Here is a 23,856-nt window from a genome sequence, read left to right as displayed (position 1 = left end):
CTTATTTTTTCGTTATTGGATTTGGACATGAACTTTCGTATAGTTCTCCGCTTTATTTTGAATTTCATCAAAGCATTGAGAGAAGGTCGCTGCGTCTAGTGGACGACTAAAAAGATATCCTTGCAAATGAAGGCACTCCTTTTGCTTTAGGGCTAGAAGGTGATCCAGATTTTCTACACCTTCAGCTACTGCTTCTATCTTCATATGCTTCGTCATAGAAATAATCGTTGATACAATCATTTCATCATTTTCATTCGTGGAGACACCGCGGACAAACGATTGATCAATTTTTAACCGATCTATCGCTAACTCTTTTAGGTAGCTTAGAGAGGAATATCCCGTTCCAAAATCATCAATACTTATCCTTACTCCCAACTCTTTAAGTTTCCTTAAGATATCCTTAGCATGATTAATATCCATCGTCATACTTTCCGTAATTTCTAACTCCAAAATGGAAGGATCTAGGTTGGTTTCTTTCAATATATTTTCGATCGTTTTTAGTAAATCAACGTGATAAAACTGTCTGACAGACAAGTTCACAGATATACCAAGAGAATGTCCATCGTTGTGCCAAGCTTTTAACTGCTTACATGCGGTTCGAAGCACCCATTCTCCAACCGGAATAATCAAACCGGTTTCCTCTAAAATCGAGATGAATTTGTTGGGTGTCACCATTCCCATGGTTGGATGTTGCCAACGGATGAGCGCTTCTACCGCAATAATTTTCCCAGTGTGAGAGTGAATCTGTGGTTGATACACTAAAGAAAACTGGCCCTCATCTAATGCTTTATGGAGATCACTTTCTAATATTAATCTTTCATATGATTTTTCATTCATGAGTGAATGATAATAGATAAATTCTTTATTTTGTCTTTTCGCTTCATTCATTGCAGTATGGGAGCTTTGTATTAAAAGTTCCATATTGTTGACTTCCTTAGAATAGTGGGCAATCCCCATTCTAACTTGGATGGTGATATCAAGGTGTTCTATTTGCAATGGCTGAGAGAAACTTTCTATAATTCTACTAGAAATCTCCTGAAGATCATGCTTATGGGTAACATAAAGGATGAATTGATTAGTAGACATTCTAGAAATAAATACATCCTTTGGCAACGACACGACAAGACGGTCCGCTACCTTCTGGAGGAGCTTGTCTCCCATACTGTAACCCAATGAATCATTAATAAACCCAAACCGTGCAATATTTAACATGACAACGGCATGTAGAGCATTCACATCTCCTTTCATAATAACCTCCGCCAACTTTTCCTTAAAATATCGCAGGTTAGGCAATCCCGTTAATTCATCATGATAGGCCATATGCTTCATGATCGCTTCTGTCTCTTTTTGGGCCTTATAAGGTTCTTCTACCGAAGAGATATAGATTGAATGCAATAAATAATAGTATCCTGCCACCTTAAAAAGATGACCAATGAAATTCTTGATATCATAGACATGTATGTACTGTGTAAACATGAACTCAGCAAAAATAAGATAAAACAAAGCTATCGTAAATATTGGTATATTTTCATTTTTTTCTCTAGAGAATCGCACGACAAACCATAAGGTAATGAGATGTAGACTAATGATCACATACTCTATCATATTCTTTAGCAGTGTAGTCCCAATCCCATCCATGACTAGAATAGGTAACTTTTCAGAACCAATGATAATGACACAGGCCCAGACAATCGCGTAGGCGATAAAGAGCAAATACACGTAATACCTTATCCTTGGACGCACCACCTTTTCCGGCAATAAAACAATTATAAAGAATAAGGCGCTCGTTGATCTCGCAACAATCCAGAACCAAGTTGCTTTTTGAACGGAACCCTCCGAGAAAAAGAAGGGCATTCCTTTGTAACTAATCGTATGCAATAAGTCTAGAATACCTATCGCTAAAAAAAGGCCCCCCATAACTAACCGATGGTTCGATAACGTATGAGGGAAGATCATCCAGGCTTGGATCGCGATCGTAAAAGATACTACTATACTCATTAATTCTAAAATCATGTGGATAGAAGTATAATTCTTCATGCCAAACATAGCATAAAGAGAGTCGCTAAATAGATAGGCCATGCCAATGATAGTTAAAGGAACGATGATATGTATTTTTAATTTCCCCATAAACTTCCCCCAAACGATCCCACGGAAAAGGGAATCTTGTATTAACCTTTACACCTTAAACCGTCCAACTGTCGCTTGAAGCTCTTCGGCCATTTTTGATAGGAAAGTAGACGAAGATGAGATTTCTTCCATCGATGCCAATTGCTCTTCCGTTGAAGCAGATACTGTCTGGGTACCTAAAGCCGTTTCTTCTGCAATGTTCGAGATCGCTTGAATCGATTCCACAACCCGACTGCTTCCTTCGTTCAATTGCTTGGCAGCAACAATAACCTCCGACACATGCTTCACTACGTTTTCCACTGCTGATTGAATTTGGTTAAACGATTCTCCCGTTTCACTAACGATTTGGATCCCTTGTTCCACTTCTTTTGTTGCTTGATTCATAGAATCCACGGCAGACTTCGTATCAGTTTGAATGACATAAATCAGTTCCGTAATCTGTTGTGCTGATTGGGCGGATTGCTCTGCTAGTTTTCTCACCTCATCCGCTACCACGGCAAACCCTCTTCCGTGTTCCCCTGCCCGTGCAGCTTCTATGGCTGCATTCAACGCCAACAGGTTGGTTTGACTGGCGATGTCCGTAATCACTTTTACAATCTCACTAATTTCTACAGATCGATCCCCAAGCCCCTTCACTTCTCGTGCTAACCCTGATACGGTATCACTGATCGAATGAATTTGATGGATGGCCACTACCACAGAACTACTTCCTTCTTCCGCCTTACCCGATGCATAAGTGGTTGCATCCTGTACAATCTGGGTACTAGTAGAAATCTGCTCCGCTTGATCCGCCATCTGCCGAATAACAGAAACACTTTGCTGAACGCTATGCACTTGACTCTCCGCCCCTGTGGCTACTTCCTGCATCGTGTAAGCAATATGTTCAGTTGCCTGATTGGTTTGATCTGCACTAGCCGATAATTCTTCGGAAGCCGCGGCAACCTGAACCGCATTCCCATGAACAAGCTGGATGAGATTCTTTAAATTTAAGGTCATTTGATTAAAATCTTGAACTAAGGAACCCAATTCATCCCGGGTCTGTGATACTAACGGCTCTACAGTAAGGTCTCCGTTCGAGACGCGTCGAACCTGTTCAACAACCGAACGAATAGGATTAGATAGATGTTGGGAAAACCAGTAAATAATAATGAGTCCAACAACCAATGAAATGGAGATCGTCGTTAATAGGATTTTTAAAATGCTATCTGCTCCTGAATTAAAGTCCATCATATAGGACCCAGCAGCAATAATCCAATTCCAGTGTGGATCTTGTTCCGTATACGTTATTTTGGGTGCCAACTCATCCGGTTGATCGGGAAGTGGCCAATCGTAGTAGGTAAATCCTCCTCCACCTTGAGCTTTACTTACCAATTCTTGTACAAAGAATCTTCCGTCTTCCGTTTGTATACCCCAAGAATTCTGACCTTCAATACTTGGATGAGCTATTTGAGTACCTTCTTCGTCGATAATAAACAGATAACCATTTTCCCCAACATCGATCCGCTTATTAATCGGCCTCTTTCCACCCTCCTGTTTTTCTCCTAGAATCGCTATTTTTACTTGCTCTTGTGCCTCCTCTAAAGAAATGACACCTTCATCGACTTGTTTTTGTAATGCGCCTATCATCTCTATCGTTAATCGAACATCATTTTTCAATCCGATAGAACCAAGCTCATTCAAATTATTTTCAGCTGATTGATAACTAATCAGTCCAACAATAAAACTCGGAACACAGAGCAACAGTAATGAAATCAAGAGTAGTTTCAGTCTAATCGTTATCTTCACTTTCATTCCTCCGTTTAGCCATATTATCATTAAAGATCACATAGATTGTAAAACTATGTATAGTCTTACATAGGGTATATTCTAATCACCTCATCATGACATTCATATTAGCCAAATGGTAGCAGGTAATCCCCTACATTTTTAATAGGGATTCCCCTACTTCTCCTATTTCTTATCCTAGCTCTGATACTAAAGGAAGTCGTACTTCTAAATTTAAGGTTTCATCGTAGGTAATAGTTAGATTCCCGTCTAGAATCAGCACTCTTTCCTCTAAACTAGAGAATTCAATCCTTTTATTCTTTAATTCCTCTTGATAGATCGCTTCCAGCTCTTTTCCTGAGAGCATGATCTTCAACAAATAGTCCTGACGATCGAGACTAAGGGTCATCATGACGAAATCTAGCTTTGTCCTCTTCATGTAATAAGTTAGCATCTCATGTCCTATGCGATAGATCACGGTTTTAACTTCATCACCCATCCCCTCTTCAGAAATGGAAGAGGAGATATGGGTTTTTATTGCATACTGCTTTTCTATATGATGAAGAAGAGATCTGAAGGCCGGTAATAATCCAAGATCATCTAATAAAGCTGGTCGCAACTGAAAAGATAGTTCATTCACTTGAATAATAGATTCTGAAATCATCTTATTTAAGCCCTCTAAATGTTCCTTCATCTCTATATTTGCACTTTTTGAATCCATTAATTTTATAGCTAGTGCCATACTGTAGAGAATCTGTCCTGTACCATTCTGCAATTCGTAGGCAATCTTTTTTCGTTCCTGTTCTTGAACGATGAATAAGTTATGGTGGATTTGCTTTTGCAGACGTCGTTCACTTTCTAGCACTTTTACTCGGGTTTGTATGAGCTCCTCCAATACTCCTGTAATGTTCTCATTGTCTTGAGTTGTTCTCTGTTTCCCTTCATTCATTGCTTCATACAACATCAAATCATCATCATCTTGTACCTTCCTATTTAAACTTACCCTTTCCTCTATTGACGATAAGGGCAACATGCTCTTACTCACATTTGAAAGCATGGAGTTTACATTTTCCGCTAACTTTCCAATCTCATCCTTTAATCGCACTTCGACAGTCCGGGTATAATCCCCCTTTAAGGCTTGATTCATCACCAAATTGATTTCATGGAATCTTCTATACAGATACTCAGCAAAAAAATGAGCAGCACAAGCCCCAGTAATCAAGGAGATACAACCAGACAGGATGAAATGAATCTTTAAATCTTGAAGCCGCTCCTTATAAATGATCTCTTCGCGCCCTCCCGCACCGACAATCCAGTCCCAAGGTTCGTAGTAGGCTTGAAAGGCTATGAACGTATATACAGGTTCTCCAGGATTCTTCCATAGTTCTCGAAATACATATCCCGTTTTTTCAGGATTGGACCAACTCTCTCGGACGGTAAACTTTCCTTCTACTTGATAATCCCAATAGTTCTTATCTTCCATATCAAAGGGGTGCATTTTCATCGTTCCATCGGGACTAGACGCCCAAACATACATATAATTATTTGTAGACATCTTAGAATTTTGGATATCACGAGAACCATCACTGCCCTTAGGACCAAGAGCATAATCACGAACGATATCCTGAGCTTCTTTCAGCGTGAGATCTCCTGCTATCACTCGTTGATTCATGGCGTCGATAAAACCCACCGTATCTTTTAACACATTCGTAAACATCTCTTCCCCAACATCAAGTACCTTTTGTTTCGCATAAAGATAAGCATTTACATAGGTAAGCGTTAAAGAGAACAATAAAATGATAAATACCACGACTTTCAGTTGAAAACGGATGGAGTAAAAACCTTTAACAAAACGTACCACATTGATCGCCTCTCAAAAGTTGTGATTAGACACCGCTTCCCTTATTTTGCAAAAATCACCTTATCTTTTCTATCCGGAGTTTCCCTATTTTTTTATAGGGAATCTAGAAAAAAAAAAAAGAATCTCTTAAGAGACTCTCTCCTTGGTACTATCCTTTGAATGTAATATGATGTGAATTCTTGTCCCCACACCCACCACAGAATGAACGTGGAAGGATCCATCTAATAATTGTACTCTCTCCTTCATTCCACAAAGCCCTGTACTTGTGCTCTGAATCGCTGATGAATCAAATCCAACACCAAAATCCTGAATGAAAAGTTCAATATCCTTCGTATATTTGAGCTGAATGAGGATCCTATCCGTTTTTGAATATTTTGCCGCATTATTTAACACTTCTTGAAAAATGCGATAAAGGGAAACTTCTGTGATGGAATCCAGTCTCCTGGTCTCTCCTTCCAGCTGAAAATTCACTTGAATACGATGAATCTGTTGGTAACTCTCTATAAACGCCCGAATGGTCGGAACAAGTCCCAACTCATCGAGAATAGCGGGGCGTAGGTTAAAAGCAAGACTCTTAACATCTTCTAATGCCAAACTCGTGATTTCTTCCATTCTATTTAATAGTTCCTGTTCGTCTGACTCGTGTGTTTTCCTACCTATTAACCTGAGTGTAATCAGCAAGCTGTATAAAGCTTGGCCGATTCCATCATGCAAATCCCTTGCTACTCTTTTTCTTTCCTCTTCTTGCGTTTCTAAAATTTTTCTTGTCATCTGTTTCTGATGTCTTTTTTCACTTTCCGATAATCTATTCCTCGACTGTACGACTTCCTGATATATTTCCCTAAATTCGGGTAAAAAAGCAGATTGCTTTTCCTCTTGATCCAAGTCCATATTCTTTACCCGATCTCTGAAGGTTTGAATACTCTTATCATATTGAGTGGTAATGTATTTGGTAGCAAACAACGATAATATTAAAAGAATAATAACGGCAATACTTCTTGTCTTTAAGGCCTCAAAAAACTTTTGGTAGACATCATCGATCGCCATATTCCCCCAAACGTGACCAATAACTTCACCGTCACGAATAACCGGATGTATAACGGCTACTACCAACGAGTTTCTGGTTTGGGAGTAATTATAAAAACGGTAGGGTTGTTTGGAGTCATATACTGTTCTTGCCAGCGAGGTGGGACTAATATCTATTAACCCCTCCTTTGTAAAATCAGGACCAAAGGCCACAATAGACTGTAAATCATGCACATAATAGCCAGCCCCATATTGAGGAAATGATTGGGTAATTCTATCCACAATAGGCTGTAGAATCTCATTATAATAATTGATCTTCTCTTCCTTCGTTTTTAGTTCCTCCCGATCTCTTAGTAAATCTTCATAAGACCCTACTAACTGTACATCTAGTAAACGTGCAATTGAACCCGTTGTCTTGTACTCTTGTTCTAAGAGATCTGACCATAACTCATAGGCTTTAATACTTGTCATACACAAGGTTATCGTAAAAACAAGCCATACCGTAAAGATCCTTATTTTTCTCTTAACCGAGATCATGAGTTAGGTTTCCTTTTCAGCTTCAAGCAGGCCTTTTTTTAATGCATAATTAATTAACTCCGGTCTAGTTTTCAGTTGGAGTTTCTCCATAATCTTCATCTTATAGGATTCGACTGTTTTCACTGAGACATAAAGCTTCTCTGAAATCTCTTTATAGGAGTACCCCAGCGTAATTAACGGAAGAATCTCTTTCTCTCTTTCCGTTAACAGATCGTATTGATCGGTTTCAGCTCCCCGCTCCACCTTTGTTACAAATTCTTCTATTAATATTTTAGCTGCACTTGGGTACAAATAGGCCGCACCACTATGAACCGTACGAATAGCATTCATCAAGTCGGAATCATGAGCATTTTTTAATAAATAACCAGATGCTCCAGCCTTTAACATGTGGAACAAATATTCTTTATTATCATGCATCGTTAAAATGAGTATCTCAATCTCAGGTGCCATCGCTTTAATTTTTGTCGTTGCAGACAATCCGTTTTCACCAGGCATATTAACATCCATAATTATCACATCAGGCTTTAATTCCAAAGCTTTATGATAGGCATCGATCCCATCAGAGGCTGTACCTATGACTTCCATGTCATCCTGTGAACCGATTAACATCGACAAACCCGATCGGACCACATGATGGTCATCAGCAATTAACACTCGTATTTTCATTCGAACCCATCCTACTTTAGTCTTAGTTTTATTTACCTACATTATAGCAAATCCAGACAAAGAATGGCATTTTTCTTATTTTTTCACAAAAAAACGAGCCCTCGTGAGCCCGTTTAGATCTAATACTACTAGTTATCTCTCGTTCTATTTAACTGCAGTAGTATCGTAAGTCTTTACAGTGGGTGGAACATAAGAATCAAACTGCTCTATTAACGCATGAGGACTCAATGGCTGACGAATTACAGGATTTGATAAAAAGGTTTAAAGTATAATCGTCTTTCGTAAAACGGAGGATAAATCTAAAAGCCGGTTCCCACGAAGGGAGCCGGCTTTTGTTTCCGATAGACAAAGAAGCGGAAATCCTTACTATATTCTCTATTGTCCCCTATTCCCCTAACAAATACTGGATAACCGAATTAGTCAGGTTGGGAACGATGTGAAAGGAATATTCCATTTCGACTCTTTCATACTTCTTATGCGCATCCCATCCATAAGGTCCGATATTAATAACTGGAACCTGCAAGGCGCGGATATCATCAAATTCAACCTTGAGCTTTTTGCCCCAGCATGGTGTGTTTTGGATCATCGCGTCAATGGCTTGTTCGTCGTCACTTAAGGCCACAAAGCTCATATCCGAAATATAAGGGAAGAAGTTTCGAATGACCATCGGATGAGGATAATACGGCTGGACTTCCTCTAACGCTTTATCCAATCCCTCTATTAACGTGCGCTCTTTCTCGTCCTTCCCGGATAATTCAATCCTTGGCGAGTAGAGAGAGGAATAAAACAAAATGATCGCTGGGCTTCGATCCTTCATCCACTTCCAAGCTTCCTCCACTACCCGTGCGGAAAACATACGGGTATCGAGGCTTTGATCTTCTAATAGCTGTTCCTTGAATTCACGCATATGTAAAGAATACGTCTCGCCATAAAATTCCTGAAGCTGCTGATCCATCTCCTCATAGGTGAGAACCCTTGGTTTCCATTCCGGTTCCCGGTAGGGCTCCCCGCTTGATTTACAATAGGCTTGATAGTTATTCTTAAACTCTTCTAAAGCTTGACTAAAAGCGAGTTCCGCTTGCTGCTTCAATTTGTCCAAAACATCTTTAGGGGTCCAGGAATGGACAAAGAAGTTATAGTAGACATAGGCTGACAAGGCGGTTTGTACCGTATAGCTAGGCTTCAAATCGGTCTGTTTCAATGATACCGGTGGGACGGTGATTTCCCCAAGCCCCTCATCACATAATTCGGGATTATAATTGATTTGCTTGGTTAAATAGGCGGCAATAAAATTGGGATCTAACCCTTCAAAGCAGGATCCAACATGGGTTTCTGCTCCGGTAATGAAGAAGGACGGAAGCAATTTACCGACGGTCCCCCTGTAGATGTAACGGTTATTGTCCCCTTCATATCGAGGGGAAACAAAATCGGAGTTGATGGCTCCTACATAATCCAGTCCGTATTCCTTTTTCCAGGAAAGTAAGGTTTTTAGGGCGGAAAGAATACCGTGCGAGCTGTCTTCTTCATCGCATTCCGAGATCAATATTAAGTTGCCGGATAACAGATCAGGGTTCTCCGAATAATACTTTAACAAATACATGTGACTGGCAACGCCGCTTTTCATATCGAGGGACCCTCGTCCGAACATCCACTCCCCTGATTCTAAGTGTTCACGGATCAGTGGAGAGACTTCTTCCTTCCTCATCTCTTCCCTTAGCGGATCCGGACTGCAAGCTAGCGGTTTGAGCTGGTTAAAATCCTCAATGCCTACAGTGTCCAAATGCCCCATCAGGATCATCGTTCGAGGACTCGGTGCTTTGGTCCCTTCGACTCGAGCAAGTACATTATATCGGACCTGTTCATCATTCAGGGTTTTTTCTAGCACAAGTGAACTCGGATTGTTCTTGAAGTATGGCCACTGTGATATGGTTTCGTAAATATGGTGAGCCATGGCGGCTTCCCCTTGTGTGTTCACTACGCTCTCGACTTCCACTAACTGCTTCGTTATAGACAGTACTTCTTCTTTACACGATAACATGGGACCTAACTCTCCTTTATCTTTTGAATATAACGTTCCATGCGGTTCATCCCTTCTTGTAACACCTCTAGCGAACTGGCATACGAGATCCGGATATAACCTTCACCATATTCGGAGAAAGTACTTCCTGGAACGACCGCGACTCTTTCTTCCTCAAGCAACCCGATGGCGAAATCATAAGATTTCATGTCAAGCTTTTTAATAGAGGCGAACAGATAAAAGGCTCCGTTCGGCAGAATCGCATCTAATCCCATGCCGATGAGTCGATCATAAACATAGTTCCGTCTCTTTTGGTACTCTTTTTTCATTTCTGCTGGGTCATGAAGTCCATGAGTCAATGCCTCGAGTGCAGCGTACTGACTGATGGTGCAAGAAGCTATCGTGCTGTACAAGTGAACTTTCAGCATTTCTTCACTTAAGTAGGCAGGAGCGCAAGTAAATCCAATTCTCCAACCCGTCATGGAGTGAGATTTCGAAACCCCGTTAATGACAATGGTCTTCTCTCGCATACCAGGGAGAGAGGCAATGGAGATATGTTCCCCCTCATAAACGAGCTCACTATAAATTTCATCCGAAACGACGAAGATCTTTTTATCCTTTAACAGATCGGCCAGTTGAAGCAGGTTATCCGAGTCCGTCACGCTTCCTAATGGATTGGAGGGATAAGGCAGAACAATACAACGTGTACGTTCCGTTATCTTTTCGGCAATGGCATCTGCCGTTACCTGAAACTCCGTGATACTTGTATCCACATAAACGGGAACCGCACCACATAGTTCGATTAAAGGTGCATATCCGGGATAGACCGGGGCCGGAAGAATGACTTCACAGCCCTCTTCTAAGATCGTTCTGAAGGCGATATCTAGTGCTTCACTTGCGCCATTGGTCGTAATGATTTCCTTCTCAGGATCATAGGAAAGCTGATATTTTTCATGAACAAATTCACTAACGGCTTTTCTTAATTCATACAACCCGGCATTATGTGTATAGCCCGTTTTATTTTCTTCAACCGCCTGTATGCCAGCCTGCTTGATATGCTCCGGTGTCGGAAAATCCGGTTGTCCAATCGTTAAATTGATCGCATCCGGGAATTGAGAGACCAAATTGGAGAAATGTCGAATTCCGGGCACAGAAAGTTTTTTTACTCTTTTGTTGAGAAGATCCTTCATTCCTTATCCTCCATTTTTGTTCTTTTACTTGAATAGCGATGGCAGCCATGTGGACAGCGTTGGAACATACGTGATTACAAAAAGAGTAATCAGCATCATGATCAAGAAGGGAACGACCGCTACCGTTATTCGTTCAAGAGGAATTTTACTTACGCTTGATGCCACAAATAAATTCACACCGAGCGGTGGTGTAATAAAGCCAATCGCCAGATTCGCCACGAGAATCACGCCGAAGTGAACGGGATCTACTCCCACTTGTGTCACAACGGGCAACAAGATCGGCGTTAAGACGACCAAAGCAGAGATGGTGTCAATAAACATCCCTACGATTAAAAGAAAGACATTGATAGCTAGAAGAATGACAAACTTGCTATCCGATAGAGATGTAATATATTGTCCGATGGCATTGGGAATTTGCTCGAGTGTCATGATGTAAGCAAAGGAGATCGAGAGACCAATAATAATCATGGTCGAAACATTGATAAGAACAGCTTCTACTAAACTATCATAGACTTCCTTCCATCCCAGCTCTCGATGCACAAACACCCCAATGATGGCTGCGTACACTACGGCAACAACAGCCGCTTCGGTAGGAGAAAAGATCCCTCCGTAGATCCCCCCCAGAATAATGACGGGAATCAGCAGGGCCCACTTGGCTTCATAGACGGCACTTAGCACCCTGGCAAAGGTTACTCTCTCTGTCGTAACCGGAGCATAGTTATTCTTTTTAGAAATCATATAGGAAACGATCATCAAGCCTAAGCTGATGACCAAACCAGGAAGGACACCAGCCAAGAACATGCTTCCGACCGACACACTTCCGATGACTCCATATAAAACAAAAGGAATACTTGGAGGAATGATAACTCCAATGGAACCCGCCGTGGCCGTTAGGGCCGCAGCAAAACCGGAACCATATTGCTTCTCTTTCATGGCTGGAATCATGAAGGATCCTATGGCCGCTACCGTCGCTGGGCCAGACCCTGAAATAGCTGCAAAAAACATACAAGCCACAACGGTTACCATGGCAAGGCCTCCGACCATCCATCCGACGAGAACGGTGGCTAGATCCAGCAATCTTTTCGAAACGCCGCCTTTCCCCATTAAGATTCCAGCCAGCATAAAAAACGGAATCGCCATAAGCGGGAATGAATCTAAGGCCGTAAACGCTTTTTGCGTAATAATGCTGACAGTCAAGTCTGTGGTGAACGCGATCGTCAGTAGGGCGGATAGGCCTAAAGCTATGGCTATAGGGACATTAAGTAATATGAACAGGAACAGACTTCCAAACAGTGTTGCAATAGTCACGGACACTCCTCCTTTCTGCTCGCTTAAGCGCTTTTAGAATCCGACATATCTGGAGAGGGACTAGAGCATTGAAATAACCAGATGACTTGCTGAATGAGTCTGATGGACATTAATAGTCCACCGAGAGGAATCGCAGTGAAGAGAATCCACATGGGGATTTCCATCGCTGGTGAGGTTTGTCCCGCCTTGAACATCTTCATCACCATCTGTGTTCCCTGAATGGCGAGGAATAAAGATAGACCAAACCAAGCCAATAACGCAAAAAGATCGATAATTTTTTGGATTTTTTCATTAAATATTTTCTTGAATGCCTCGACTTTAATATGGGCGCTTTTACGGACAGCATAACTTGCGCCAATCCACACTTGCCATATATGGATATAACGGGCAAGCTCCTCGGACCAGCTTAAGGAGGATCCTATAATGTAACGGCTGATCACTTGGGAAAATATCAGGACGACCATGATTACCATCGTTAAGACAAGGAAGCCCTCTTCCAATTTCTCATCTAGTAATTTTCGAATAGACACAAGTGTCCCCCTCTTCCACAATTTAGATAAAGGGATTCCCCTAGCAGGAATCCCTCTGATTATTATTCGTTAGACTTTAAAGCAAGATCAATAAGATCTTGTCCGATCTCTGCAGCGAACTCATCATATACCGGCTTAGAGGCAGCAACAAAAGCGTCTTTTTGCTCTGAAGTCAATTCATTCACTTCCATACCGCTCGCCTTCAAGTCTGCCAAGAACTTATCGTTTTGCTCTTCACACAGCTGGCGCTGATAATCACGGAACTCTACGCTTGCTTCTTCGATCACCTTTTGAACATCAGCAGGCAAGCTGTTATAGAAGTCTAAGTTGGACAATAGAATGGTAGACATGTAGACGTGACCACTTAGAGTCAAATACTTCTGAACTTCATAGAATTTGTTTGTATAGTAAAGAGAAATCGGGCATTCCATCGCATCATATACCTTTTGCTGCAAGGCTGTATACAACTCTCCAAAGGCGAAAGGAGAGGCATTCGCTCCAAAGGCATTGAATGTCGCTGTATGTACAGGACTTTCCAGTGTACGGAATTTAATCCCTTTCAGATCCTCTGGAGTTTGGATTGGCTTTACATTATTAGACATGTGACGGAAACCATTTTCAGCAAACACGAGTCCTTTGAAACCATTTCCTTCTAAGTCTTTAAGTAAGGTTGTTCCTAGTTCTCCATCTAAAGCATTTCGAGCGGCCTCCTCACTTTTAAATAAGAAAGGCAAGTCAAAAACCATAAATTTTTTGTTAAATCCGGAAATAGGGGCTAAAGCAGGCAAGGTCATTTCTACGTTCCCTAGCTGTACAGCTTCAATAGCCTCGCGGTCAGATCCAAATAAAGATCCGTTAGGATATAAAGTTACCTTTACCCTTCCTTCCGTTTTCGTTTCTACTGTTTCTTTAAACTTTTCCAGAGCGAGATGACTTGAATGATTCTCCGGAACCAAGTGGGCAATTCGAAGGTTGAATTCCCCTGACTTCGCCGCTGGCGCTGTTGCAGAACTTGAATTTGATTCTGATGCTGCGGGTTGAGTTTGGTTTCCGCCTCCGCAAGCGGTTAGAACTAGAAGAACGGATGCCATCAAAAATGATGTTAACTTTTTCATACTAGACCTCCTTGGCAACTTGTTTTAGTCTTGCTTCGATATTCTGTATATGGATTTTCATCGCTTCACCGGCAGCCCCGGGTTGGCGATGACGAAGCGCCTCAATAATTGGCAAATGTTCAGAGAAAGCAATCGCTGCGTACTCTTCCAAGGTGCCGGAAAGAATTAAATAGTTTCGATAGAAATGAGTGTTAAGTTGCTCAATGAATTCTTTCAGTTTATGGTTGCTGTTCATCTCCGCAAGCATAATATGGAACCGACTGTCACTCTCTATAAATTGATACATATCATTCTGATCGATGGCCTCTTTCTGCTCTTGGATCAATTCATCCAGCTTGTCCAACCAATCGTCTGTCATATAAGAAGCAATCTGTTGGGCATTGAAGGGTTCAAGTAATTGACGAAGCTGCAGAGTATGATCCAGATCCATCTGACTATACTCAGCCACCTTTGCCTTTTTCCCTGTTTCTAGTTCTACTAACCCTTCATACGCTAATCTAGTTATAGCTTTACGCAGAGGGGTGCGGCTAATTCCAAGCATTCCCGCTATCGATTCCTCGGGCAACGGATCTCCTGGAAGAAAGTCTCCTTGAATAATCGCTCTCTTCAACTCACGGTATGCTCGATCAGACAACGTTTCTGATTGTGGTAGTTTCGCGAGCACGAAAATAGGTCTCCTTCCTCCAATTTACTGTATACAGGATACCGAATCCAGAATACGGTGTACAATTAGTATAAATTGATATAATGTAAAAGTAAATTATTTTCTCTATATTTTTCGTAGTCTTTGAATTGAATTTATTCACCTTACTTCATAAATGACGAAGTCCTTCCCGCCAGGGAATACTATTTTATTTGGAATAGGAACCCCAAACGGAATCATTGTAATACTTATCCATGAATAAAGATGCATCTGTGAATATGAATAGGGGAAGCTTAGCCCTTGGCCCAGCTTCCCCTTTTTTCCTTTTATAAGTCCTGCAATGCTTTTCTCCTCATCCACTTCTTGGCGAGCACGCCATGGCTCGGAGAAAAGAGAACTGCTAGAACAAACAATCCACCTGCAACAGAGATCATACACCCTGCAATGGAAGCATCCAGCAGATAAGCCAAGTAGTAGCCCATCACGGAACTAAGGATTCCGATTATTATGCTGAGAACGATCATGACTCCCAGCCTTTCAGTTAACAAGTAGGCTGTAGCAGGAGGCACGACCAGCATCCCAACAACTAAGATTGCACCTACGCTTTCAAAGGAAGCAACAGTTGTCATGGATACAAGACCCATCAGCAAATAGTGAAAAAAGGCTACCGGAATGCCTATGGCTGCGGCCATGGCCGGATCAAAGCTGCAGACTTTAAATTGCTTGTAGAACAAGCCAATCAGGAACAAGCCCACCAGCAATGCCCCCCCGACCGACCAGACGGATTTAGGCAGCGTTACTCCAAGAATCTCTACTGTATTCCATGGGACATAAGCAATTTCACCATAGAGAACGCAATCTAAATCCAAGTCAATGTCCCGCGTATATAAGCTTACCAGCACAATGCCAACCGAAAAAAGAGCGGTAAATACGACTCCTATCGAGGCATCGGATTGGACCCCGCTGTTTTGAAACATTTGAATGAGGAAGACGGTAACTAAGCCTAAAATGGAAGCCCCCAGCATCAAGGCAACGGAATCTCGGGAACCGCTGATTAAAAAAGCGATGACGATGCCCGGCAGCACCGAGTGACTAATGGCATCTCCCACCATGGCCATGCGCCTCAAGACCAGGAAGCATCCTACCAGACTGCAGCTAGCAGCAACGAGAGCACCGGTAAAAATAATCCAAAAATCATTCATCCTACTTTCCCTTCTTTCACGTGGTTCATCCCATTGCCTTTACATTGCGCTTTATTCATCAGTACTTCCTTCCTTACAGCCTTCCTGAGCAATACCTTGGCTATAACCCCTCGTTTAGGCGCAAACAGCACCGATAAAATAAAGATTATAGTAGCTGCCAGAACGGTTAAGGGCCCCGTGGGCAAATGATGAGCCATCGTGCTCACCCAGGTACCTAAGAAGCCACTGATCAATCCGAATAACCCGGACAACACAACCATGACACCTAGCCGTTCTGTCCAATAGCGTGCAGCAACCGCAGGGGTAATCAGCAACGAGGCCATTAGAACAACACCTACCGCTTGAATACCAACCACGACTGCCACCACAATGAGGAACATGAGCAATTGATCTAGGAAAGCCACAGGAAAACCTAGCCCTCTTGCAAATCCAGGATCAAAGCTTAACAGCTTGAATTCCTTAAAAAAAAGAATGCACATGGTAATTAAAAATAGGGAAATGACCATCATCGTATTCACATCGGATTGAACCATGGAAGCCGCTTGCCCAAACAAAAATTTATCCAGCCCGCTCTGATTTCCGCTCTCACTATGCTGAATTTGCGTGAGAAGCACAATGCCAAATCCAAAGAACACAGAGAGAATAATCCCAAGTGCTGAATCTTGCTTGATTCGGGTGTTTCTGGTAATAAAACCGATCGCAAATGTAGCCAATATACCAGCAACTGCTGCCCCGATGAGAAAGAAGAGAATCGATTTCGTTCCTGTGATCATAAAGGCAATACACACGCCGGGGAGCGCGGCGTGAGCCAGCGCATCCCCCATCAAAGATTGTTTGCGAAGATAAGCAAAGCTGCCCAACACCCCACTGCTCAGGCCCAGCAAAATGGAACCCATGAGGATCCATTGCGTATTCGGATCTAAGAATACTTCAAAACCGCTCATAACCTCCACTCCTTATGACAACAACAAGGAGGGTTCATGGCCATGATCTAGGATGGTAAGCTTCCCCCCATACGTCCGTTGCAAATTTTCTTTCGTGAACACCTCGGCGGTAGGGCCGATATGCTTTAAATCAACGTTTAACAACATCACCCAATCAAAGTATTCCTTAACAGTTGCCAAATCATGATGAACGACGAGCACTGTTTTTCCTTGTTTCTTCAGCTCATTTAGCAACGTAATAATCGCTTTTTCCGTTGCAGCATCCACGCCGACAAACGGTTCATCCATGAAATACAATTGCGCATCCTGAGCTAAGGCGCGAGCCAAGAATATTCGTTGCTGCTGCCCGCCTGACAATTGACTGATCTGACGATCAGCAAAATCAGCCATTCCCACTTTTTCCAATGATTCCATCGCTATTTTCCGTTCTTTGGAACCCGGCCACTTAAACCAACCAAGATGGCCGTATCTACCCATCATTACGACATCAAGGGCACTCGTAGGAAAATCCCAATCTACGGACTCCCTTTGGGGAACATAGCCTATGAGCCTTCGTTGCTTTTCGTAAGTCTTCCCATATATTTCCACCCCGCCTGTTACACGAGGAATCAAGCCCAGCGTCGCTTTGATCAACGTCGATTTTCCTGCTCCATTGGGACCGATAATGCCAATCAATGTTCCTTCCGGAATCTGAAACGAGACATCGGTCAATACCGGTTTTTTCTGATAGGCTACCGTCATCTCCCATACTTTCAAAGGCGTGTTTGACATGCTCGTTACCTCCTAGGGTTACGCATTATTTGAGCGCGTTGACAATGGTATCAACATTATGCCGAACCATTCCGATATAGGTTCCTTCTTCCGTCCCTTCTTTCCCCATCGCATCCGAGAATAATTCTCCACCAATCTTGAGCTCGTGCCCCATTTCCTTTGCCCCTTCCACCACGGATTCAATCGCTTTTTGAGGGACGCTGGATTCAACAAACACGGCCTTGATTTTCTTGGAAACGAGATAGTCTCGCAGCTCCGTTACGTCCTTTGATCCATATTCCGATGCCGTACTGAGTCCCTGCAATCCGCGTACTTCCATATCATAAGCTTCACCGAAGTATCCGAAGGCATCATGGGCCGTTACCAAAACACGGGATTCCTTCGGAATACTCGCTAATTGCTCTTTAGCGTAAGCATCTAGCTCTTCTAGCTTCTTTAAGTACTCCTCCGCATTTTTCTGATAATCTGCTTGATGTTTCGAATCGAAGGCACTGAGTTCATCCCTTACCTTTTCAACCGCCTTCATCCAAAGCTGAACATTAAACCACACGTGCGGATCAAATTCCTCTCCTAGAGAAGCATCCCCAGCGAGCAATTGGGATCGATCAATGCCATCGGTCACAGCAACCGTGGGCTTCGTAGAAGACATCTTCTCTAGGATATCTCCCATTTTCCCTTCCAAATGAAGTCCGTTATAGAAAATCAGGTCAGCTTCATCAAGCTTCTTGATATCCCCTTGGGAAGCCTTATAGAGATGAGGATCTACTCCAGCCTTCATAAGGCCTACAGCTTCGACATGCTCTCCCCCAACCTCTTTTACAATGTCCGTAATCATTCCAATCGTCGCCGTTACCTGAATCGGCCCTTCCTGATCCCCTGCACTGTTCCCTTGAGTGGTGGTTTGGGCACATCCTACCAAGATGACACTCAAAGATAATCCTACTGAAATCAACCATTTTCTCATCACAATTTCCTCCTGCATTTCAGAATTTTACGATGGACAAAGTTTTTCACGAAGGCAACTTTTTAGTTAAAAAAAGGGATATGTATTTTTGCCAACGGAAATAATATTTTAATAGACTAAATTTGTTTCCTTAAGGAAACTTTATAAGAGAATTATAATCAATTAAGGCTAATTTGTGAACCCTTCTATTCAAATTATTTAACCAACTATTTGCTGCCTTATTTAAGATAGCGAATAAAGAAAAAGCCCCATCCGGTTATTACACGGATTGGGACTCTTTCATCTGTAATGGGCCAAAGCGCTCCAGCCAATCCACTAACTCTTTCTCGTGAAGAGGTTTGGAGAAATAATAACCTTGTATTATTGGAAGGTGCTCCATCCTTTGAAGAAATTCCATTTGCTCTCGCGTCTCTACTCCTTCTATCACAATTTCTAGGTCAAGCGAGCGAGCAAGCGTGATCATGGCCTTCATGATGTTAGAATCTTTATCTGATTCCGGTACACCATCGATAAAGGATTTATCTATTTTTAATGTTGAAATCGGAAGGCGTTTTAAGTAGGAAAGGGATGAAACACCCGTTCCAAAATCGTCTAAAGCTACGGAGAATCCACTACCTCTAAGCTCATCAATGACCCGGATGGCACTCTCGATATTGGTCATCACGCTGGATTCTGTGACCTCCAACTCGAGATCGCGACTACTCACATTGTAAGACGTTATACTCTTTTCTAATTCTTCCATGAGTCTCGGTGACGTTAGATAGGGTCCCGGGATATTAACGGAAACTTTGATAGAGAGCTGATTTTCCATGAACCAACGATGGATCTGCTTGCAAACCTGTCGAATCACCCAATCTGTTACGTCTTCGATTCTTCCATTTTCTTCAAGAATCGGAATGAAGACACCGGGTGATATCTGTCCATGTACAGGGTGATTCCATCGCAACAAAGCTTCAACTCCCACCACTTGGGTTGTGCGCAAACCTACCTTAGGTTGATAAACGAGAAATAACTCATCCTTTTCCATAGCTTGGTCAATGTCCTTAGCCAGTTGTCTCTCAAAGACATACGTGTGAATGGAGGGATCGAACTCCACAATTTCCCCGTTATATGGGATAGACTGATGATGAAGAACGGCCATGGCATGAGATAGAAGCTGATCTTTCTCTTCCCGCTTATCTGAGGAGGCAATCACACACACAAGATCTATGACGACTTCTTGGTGGTCTATGACCATCGGCTTCTGTAGAGCAGCCATCATATGGGTTAAGGTGTGTTTCAATTTGGAGTTGTCAACATGATTCGGAGTTAAAATCGCAAAACGATTCTCATCTATACGATACAGATATCGAGACACTTCCTTGAATCCTTTTATCACTTCACTCACCGATTTTATGATTTCATCACTAGAGGAGTAGCTCCATTTATCTAGATCATGCAATTGGATGATGACTAGGCTGCCACTCGAAAAGGGCATGTTGTACTTCTTATCAAAATGTCTTCGATTCGGAAGCAAGGTCAAGGAATCATAATAATGAAAGCGATATTCAACATACCGATCGAGTATGCTCGTTAGACCAGACAAGCCTAAAATGATGATCATGCATACCGTTACTCCTATAAGGAGTGGGCTGAAATTCATCTGATGCAAGTCATGCACTTCAAGTAAAATAGGCTTAAAGGTGTAGAACACAACAGCAGCCATCCCTGTGTAATGCATGCTTGCAATCGCACAACCCATGATCAGGGCAGTAATCCATTTCACTAACTGATTACCCATGAATTTTTGCATGGTAGAAAAAATGCACAATGCCGCATAGGAAACCACAATGGCAATCCCAATCGATAAGAAGAACAGGAAAGGCTTGTAGCTATATTCAGCCTCCATCTTCATCGCAGCCATACCTACATAATGCATCGTAGAAATCCCGAGTCCCATGAACATGCCCGCCGGCAGCAATTGCCAACTTATTCGATTTTTTCGATTGGAAATATAGAATGCTAAAAAAGAAGCCATAATCGCGGGTACGACGGATAGGACCGTTAAAAGTAAGTCATATTCCATTGGAATCGAGAGCATGAATGCGCCCATCCCAATAAAATGCATCGACCAAATCCCTAACCCCATCACAATAGAGGCTAAGAACACCCAGAAGTATTCATGAAAAAAATGGTTCTGGTGGATCCTTTCATTGATCGAAAGAGCGGTGTAGGAGGCGAAACAAGCAATCACAATGGAAAGCAACACAATAGGAATGGAGTAATGTCCATCAAGAATCACAATCTGATCTGTATGGGGCAATGAAAACATCGTGGCGTAACCTCTTCTATGTATGGTTTTATCATTATAAATCAGTTTTCACTATCCGAATAGTGTAAAAAAAGATAAATCCATACATTTAATCCGAAACCATTCATGACACTCTCATCTCCTTGTTGTAAGGAATTGACTCTAAACGCCTAATCTTTTACAATGTAATACATAGAAAACCGATGCATCGTGAATCTAGGTCACAAGGAGGTAGCCGATGAAAATAAGCAAGGAACTAGTAAAAGGAAGTACCGTCATGATGATTCTGACGTTACTCGAACGCAAGCCCATGTATGGCTATGAGATGATTAAAGAAATCGAATCGAATTCGAATGGCGTGTTTACATTCAAGGAAGGAACCCTCTATCCCATACTACATACTCTTGAAGCCGAGGGCTGGGTGGAGGCGTATTGGTGCGAGCAAGAAGGAGCGCGCAAGCGAAAATATTATCGGATTACCGATCAGGGGAAGGGGCATTTGGAGGCGAAAAAGAAAGAATGGACCACCTTCCGATCTGCACTGGACTTCGTTCTTGGGGAGGGAAGGATATGATTTCTGATCGTAACCGAGCTGCCATTGAGGATTATCTTGACACCGTCTGTTCCCAAATCAAGAACAAAGAGATCCATGACGATATTCGATGTGAACTGAATAATCATATTGATGAAATCCTTGAAGACTACCTTGCGGAAGGGATTGAGGAAAGTGAAGCCATAAAACAATCTCTCCTTCATATGGGTGATCCCGTTCATCTGGGGAAACAGTTCTGGATTGCTCACAAGCCGAAAACGGAATGGACTTTGCTCGGTTTAGTCACAGCTTTTATCGGAATGGGGCTTCTTATTATGTATTCGATTGGAATGAACCAGGCGAACCATGACGCGATGTCCTTATTCCTGAGCAAGGTCCTAACGACTTGGATAGGCATTATTGCTTTGGCTGCCGTCTTCTTCTTTGACTATCGGAAATTGAAGACCTGGTCACCTACCCTATTCCTTGGAACACTTGTGATCATGTTGCTCGTCCTCCTGATGGGACCTAGGGTAAATGGCATTCCCCATCTTGACTTAGGATTTATCCGAATTGATTTCATTCACCTCAGCCCATTCTGCTTGATTGTTTTTCTGGCTGGAATTCTTCTGGTGGATGTGGAGAAGAAAAGTGAGGCTTCTGGGCAGAACAAATTATTGGCTAAGGCCTTACTGCTGTTACTCGTTCCGAGTCTGTTCTACCTGATCACGCCATCCCTCTATTCTTTCTTATTATATGCTGTCGGATTCTTTGTCCTTTTTTTCACTTCAAAAGCCAGTCGCAGACAAATCGTCATCCTGCTATCTACGATCTTCGTCCTTATCGTCGGTTTGTTCCTGACCATGAAGCCTTACCAAATTTCCAGACTTGCCGCGTTTTTGGATCCGTACCAGGATCCGCAGGGAAGCGGTTATCAGCTGGTTCAGTCTATCGAATCCATCCGTTCCGCAGGTTGGCTTGGCCATGGATTCGGCGCAGAACTTAAAGTATTGCCAGGGATCCAGAGTGATTTCGTTTTTACTTACTTGGTATATTCCCAAGGATGGCTAATAGGAGGTGCATTGGCTTCCGCCGTTCTGTTCTTCATGATCCGGATGATCCGTGTGAGCCAATGGGTGCGTGATCCTTACGGCAGGATGATGATCAACGGGATTGCCTCCCTTTTCATCCTCTGCTTTCTCTACAGCATCTTGATGACAGTCGGACTTCTGCCTCCGGCCAATGTAGCTATGCCCTTTGTGAGCCATGGAGGTTCCCTGTTCTTGATTCATATGATCTCAGTTGGATTGATCCTCAGCATTTACCGAAGAAAGGATCTTCACCCTACTCGCCTTAACAACGAAAGCACCACTTCTTAAGAAGTGGCGCTTTCGCGTGTTACGCTTTAACTCCCGGCTTCACGGCCAACCAACCAAGCAAGCCGCAGAGAACAAAGCCTCCCGCATGCAAGGTTCCGTACACAAGTACCATATCCGCAACGGAGATCGGAAATAAGCCAAGCTTTTTGTTGATCCCATACGCCAACCCGACCAGCATAATGGCATAAACCGCCAAGGAAGAGATCGATAAAAAGATTCTAGCGTTTCTTTGATCCACATTATTTCTTACCTTCATGAGCACATAGGTACTGTAAATCGTAATGTTAACGGCAAAAATCGTGACCCCAATGACCTCAACCGTTCTAGAGAACAGGATACCAAAGGCAATCAGGATTGGCCCAACGATATCAATGACGACGAGCCATTGATACCATTTCTTTTTTTCCATTACCCGCCCCAGCATCCCAATAAAAATCGGAACCATCGACGACGAATAATGAAAGTGAACCGCACTCAAGGCACTCATCTTGGGAGCTAAATGAAAGAGGTGCACTTCAAATTGGTAGAGACTATACCAGATGCCGCCAAAAAAGAAATAGATTAGTCCAGCCGCAATGGCAACCTCCTCAATAGAAGAAAACCCTTTCTCCCGAAGGATTAACAGCCCATAGACTGCAATCAAAAGCGTAAAGAACAGCCACCCCATAGACAAGGCCCCTGGAATCATCGTATGTTCCTCCTGCCAAGTCGTACTGGCCATCATGGAAGCGAAAGCTAGAAAGGCAGCCGGAAAGTACAAGCGATTCAACCAGAAATGGACCTGTAGTTGGGCCTTCGTTTGATTCTTATCATCGAATAAAGAAAGCACGAGCGGCACCATGACCCAAAACGCAAACACTAAAAACTGCTCAATCAACTCAAATTGAAAGTACTCCATAGTGAACGCAGCCATGGTGATGATTCCGCCGATGACCACAGGCAAATAAGGGAATTTCATAGAAGGGTTCCTTTCGTTAACAACGAGTTCAT

At 42.6% G+C, this 23,856-nt stretch carries 19 protein-coding genes; 2 read left to right on the top strand and 17 right to left on the bottom strand.

Annotation, left to right across the window (positions count from 1 at the left end):
• Positions 1-12 precede the first annotated feature (12 nt).
• The 16 genes from EIZ39_RS13170 to EIZ39_RS13095 form a co-directional block, all read right to left on the bottom strand.
• On the bottom strand, positions 13-2,127 hold the full coding sequence (locus EIZ39_RS13170; protein ID WP_129200447.1) for a bifunctional diguanylate cyclase/phosphodiesterase: 2,115 nt from the start codon (positions 2,125-2,127) through the stop codon (positions 13-15).
• A 48-nt stretch (positions 2,128-2,175) separates the two neighbouring features.
• A complete protein-coding gene (locus EIZ39_RS13165) occupies positions 2,176-3,912 on the bottom strand; it encodes a methyl-accepting chemotaxis protein (protein WP_240675800.1) in 1,737 nt (578 codons plus the stop codon).
• 172 nt (positions 3,913-4,084) lie between these two features.
• Complete coding sequence (locus tag EIZ39_RS13160) at positions 4,085-5,752, bottom strand: cache domain-containing protein (RefSeq protein WP_129200445.1); 1,668 nt, start codon at positions 5,750-5,752, stop codon at positions 4,085-4,087.
• A gap of 126 nt (positions 5,753-5,878) precedes the next feature.
• A complete protein-coding gene (locus tag EIZ39_RS13155) occupies positions 5,879-7,315 on the bottom strand; it encodes a histidine kinase (protein WP_129200444.1) in 1,437 nt (478 codons plus the stop codon).
• A gap of 3 nt (positions 7,316-7,318) precedes the next feature.
• Positions 7,319-7,981 carry a response regulator gene (locus EIZ39_RS13150; protein ID WP_129200443.1) on the bottom strand — a complete coding sequence of 221 codons (663 nt, stop codon included), beginning with the start codon at positions 7,979-7,981 and terminating at the stop codon, positions 7,319-7,321.
• A 385-nt stretch (positions 7,982-8,366) separates the two neighbouring features.
• The gene (locus EIZ39_RS13145) at positions 8,367-10,019 is read right to left on the bottom strand and encodes a M20/M25/M40 family metallo-hydrolase (protein ID WP_129200442.1); all 1,653 of its coding nucleotides are present in this window, start codon (positions 10,017-10,019) and stop codon (positions 8,367-8,369) included.
• 5 nt (positions 10,020-10,024) lie between these two features.
• Positions 10,025-11,188, bottom strand: a complete 1,164-nt coding sequence (locus EIZ39_RS13140) for an aminotransferase A (protein WP_129200441.1) — start codon at positions 11,186-11,188, stop codon at positions 10,025-10,027.
• Positions 11,189-11,212: 24 nt separating this feature from the next.
• Positions 11,213-12,496: a TRAP transporter large permease gene (locus EIZ39_RS13135; RefSeq protein ID WP_129200440.1), complete on the bottom strand. Its 1,284-nt coding sequence runs from the start codon at positions 12,494-12,496 to the stop codon at positions 11,213-11,215.
• 23 nt (positions 12,497-12,519) lie between these two features.
• Positions 12,520-13,026, bottom strand: coding sequence for a TRAP transporter small permease (locus tag EIZ39_RS13130; RefSeq protein WP_129200439.1), 507 nt, complete (start codon positions 13,024-13,026; stop codon positions 12,520-12,522).
• 62 nt (positions 13,027-13,088) lie between these two features.
• Positions 13,089-14,141: a TRAP transporter substrate-binding protein gene (locus EIZ39_RS13125; RefSeq protein ID WP_129200438.1), complete on the bottom strand. Its 1,053-nt coding sequence runs from the start codon at positions 14,139-14,141 to the stop codon at positions 13,089-13,091.
• Position 14,142: 1 nt separating this feature from the next.
• The gene (locus EIZ39_RS13120) at positions 14,143-14,805 is read right to left on the bottom strand and encodes a GntR family transcriptional regulator (RefSeq protein WP_129200437.1); all 663 of its coding nucleotides are present in this window, start codon (positions 14,803-14,805) and stop codon (positions 14,143-14,145) included.
• A 305-nt stretch (positions 14,806-15,110) separates the two neighbouring features.
• The gene (locus EIZ39_RS13115) at positions 15,111-15,986 is read right to left on the bottom strand and encodes a metal ABC transporter permease (RefSeq protein ID WP_129200436.1); all 876 of its coding nucleotides are present in this window, start codon (positions 15,984-15,986) and stop codon (positions 15,111-15,113) included.
• Positions 15,983-16,930 carry a metal ABC transporter permease gene (locus EIZ39_RS13110; RefSeq protein ID WP_129200435.1) on the bottom strand — a complete coding sequence of 316 codons (948 nt, stop codon included), beginning with the start codon at positions 16,928-16,930 and terminating at the stop codon, positions 15,983-15,985. Before EIZ39_RS13110 ends, EIZ39_RS13115 begins: the two co-directional genes overlap by 4 nt.
• Positions 16,931-16,942: 12 nt before the next feature.
• Entirely contained in the window at positions 16,943-17,701 is a 759-nt protein-coding gene (locus EIZ39_RS13105; RefSeq protein ID WP_129200434.1) for a metal ABC transporter ATP-binding protein, read from the bottom strand.
• Between the two features lie 25 nt (positions 17,702-17,726).
• Complete coding sequence (locus EIZ39_RS13100; protein ID WP_164985081.1) at positions 17,727-18,665, bottom strand: metal ABC transporter solute-binding protein, Zn/Mn family; 939 nt, start codon at positions 18,663-18,665, stop codon at positions 17,727-17,729.
• Positions 18,666-18,924: 259 nt separating this feature from the next.
• Positions 18,925-20,976, bottom strand: a complete 2,052-nt coding sequence (locus tag EIZ39_RS13095) for a bifunctional diguanylate cyclase/phosphodiesterase (RefSeq protein ID WP_129200432.1) — start codon at positions 20,974-20,976, stop codon at positions 18,925-18,927.
• Positions 20,977-21,193: 217 nt separating this feature from the next.
• Between EIZ39_RS13095 and EIZ39_RS13090 the strand changes: the two genes are divergently transcribed.
• Both EIZ39_RS13090 and EIZ39_RS13085 read left to right on the top strand, forming a co-directional pair.
• On the top strand, positions 21,194-21,529 hold the full coding sequence (locus tag EIZ39_RS13090; protein ID WP_129200431.1) for a PadR family transcriptional regulator: 336 nt from the start codon (positions 21,194-21,196) through the stop codon (positions 21,527-21,529).
• A complete protein-coding gene (locus EIZ39_RS13085) occupies positions 21,526-22,866 on the top strand; it encodes an FtsW/RodA/SpoVE family cell cycle protein (RefSeq protein WP_164985080.1) in 1,341 nt (446 codons plus the stop codon). Before EIZ39_RS13090 ends, EIZ39_RS13085 begins: the two co-directional genes overlap by 4 nt.
• A gap of 19 nt (positions 22,867-22,885) precedes the next feature.
• On the opposite strand, the gene EIZ39_RS13080 is transcribed toward EIZ39_RS13085, so the two are convergent.
• Positions 22,886-23,824: a YndJ family transporter gene (locus EIZ39_RS13080; RefSeq protein ID WP_129200429.1), complete on the bottom strand. Its 939-nt coding sequence runs from the start codon at positions 23,822-23,824 to the stop codon at positions 22,886-22,888.
• Between the last annotated feature and the right edge of the window lie 32 nt (positions 23,825-23,856).

This window comes from Ammoniphilus sp. CFH 90114 (assembly GCF_004123195.1).
GTDB lineage: Bacteria > Bacillota > Bacilli > Aneurinibacillales > RAOX-1 > YIM-78166.
Note: the sequence above shows the minus strand (reverse complement) of the source record. Positions and strands in the feature narration are given on the sequence as shown.

Coding starts and splice junctions, on each gene's coding strand:
- EIZ39_RS13110 (WP_129200435.1), bottom strand. CDS start 16,930: ATGAGCGGTTTTGAAGTATTCTTAGATCCGAATACGCAATGGATCCTC.
- EIZ39_RS13140 (WP_129200441.1), bottom strand. CDS start 11,188: ATGAAGGATCTTCTCAACAAAAGAGTAAAAAAACTTTCTGTGCCCGGA.
- EIZ39_RS13105 (WP_129200434.1), bottom strand. CDS start 17,701: ATGTCAAACACGCCTTTGAAAGTATGGGAGATGACGGTAGCCTATCAG.
- EIZ39_RS13170 (WP_129200447.1), bottom strand. CDS start 2,127: ATGGGGAAATTAAAAATACATATCATCGTTCCTTTAACTATCATTGGC.
- EIZ39_RS13090 (WP_129200431.1), top strand. CDS start 21,194: ATGAAAATAAGCAAGGAACTAGTAAAAGGAAGTACCGTCATGATGATT.
- EIZ39_RS13145 (WP_129200442.1), bottom strand. CDS start 10,019: ATGTTATCGTGTAAAGAAGAAGTACTGTCTATAACGAAGCAGTTAGTG.
- EIZ39_RS13155 (WP_129200444.1), bottom strand. CDS start 7,315: ATGATCTCGGTTAAGAGAAAAATAAGGATCTTTACGGTATGGCTTGTT.
- EIZ39_RS13150 (WP_129200443.1), bottom strand. CDS start 7,981: ATGAAAATACGAGTGTTAATTGCTGATGACCATCATGTGGTCCGATCG.
- EIZ39_RS13115 (WP_129200436.1), bottom strand. CDS start 15,986: ATGAATGATTTTTGGATTATTTTTACCGGTGCTCTCGTTGCTGCTAGC.
- EIZ39_RS13095 (WP_129200432.1), bottom strand. CDS start 20,976: ATGTTTTCATTGCCCCATACAGATCAGATTGTGATTCTTGATGGACAT.
- EIZ39_RS13100 (WP_164985081.1), bottom strand. CDS start 18,665: ATGAGAAAATGGTTGATTTCAGTAGGATTATCTTTGAGTGTCATCTTG.
- EIZ39_RS13125 (WP_129200438.1), bottom strand. CDS start 14,141: ATGAAAAAGTTAACATCATTTTTGATGGCATCCGTTCTTCTAGTTCTA.
- EIZ39_RS13080 (WP_129200429.1), bottom strand. CDS start 23,824: ATGAAATTCCCTTATTTGCCTGTGGTCATCGGCGGAATCATCACCATG.
- EIZ39_RS13085 (WP_164985080.1), top strand. CDS start 21,526: ATGATTTCTGATCGTAACCGAGCTGCCATTGAGGATTATCTTGACACC.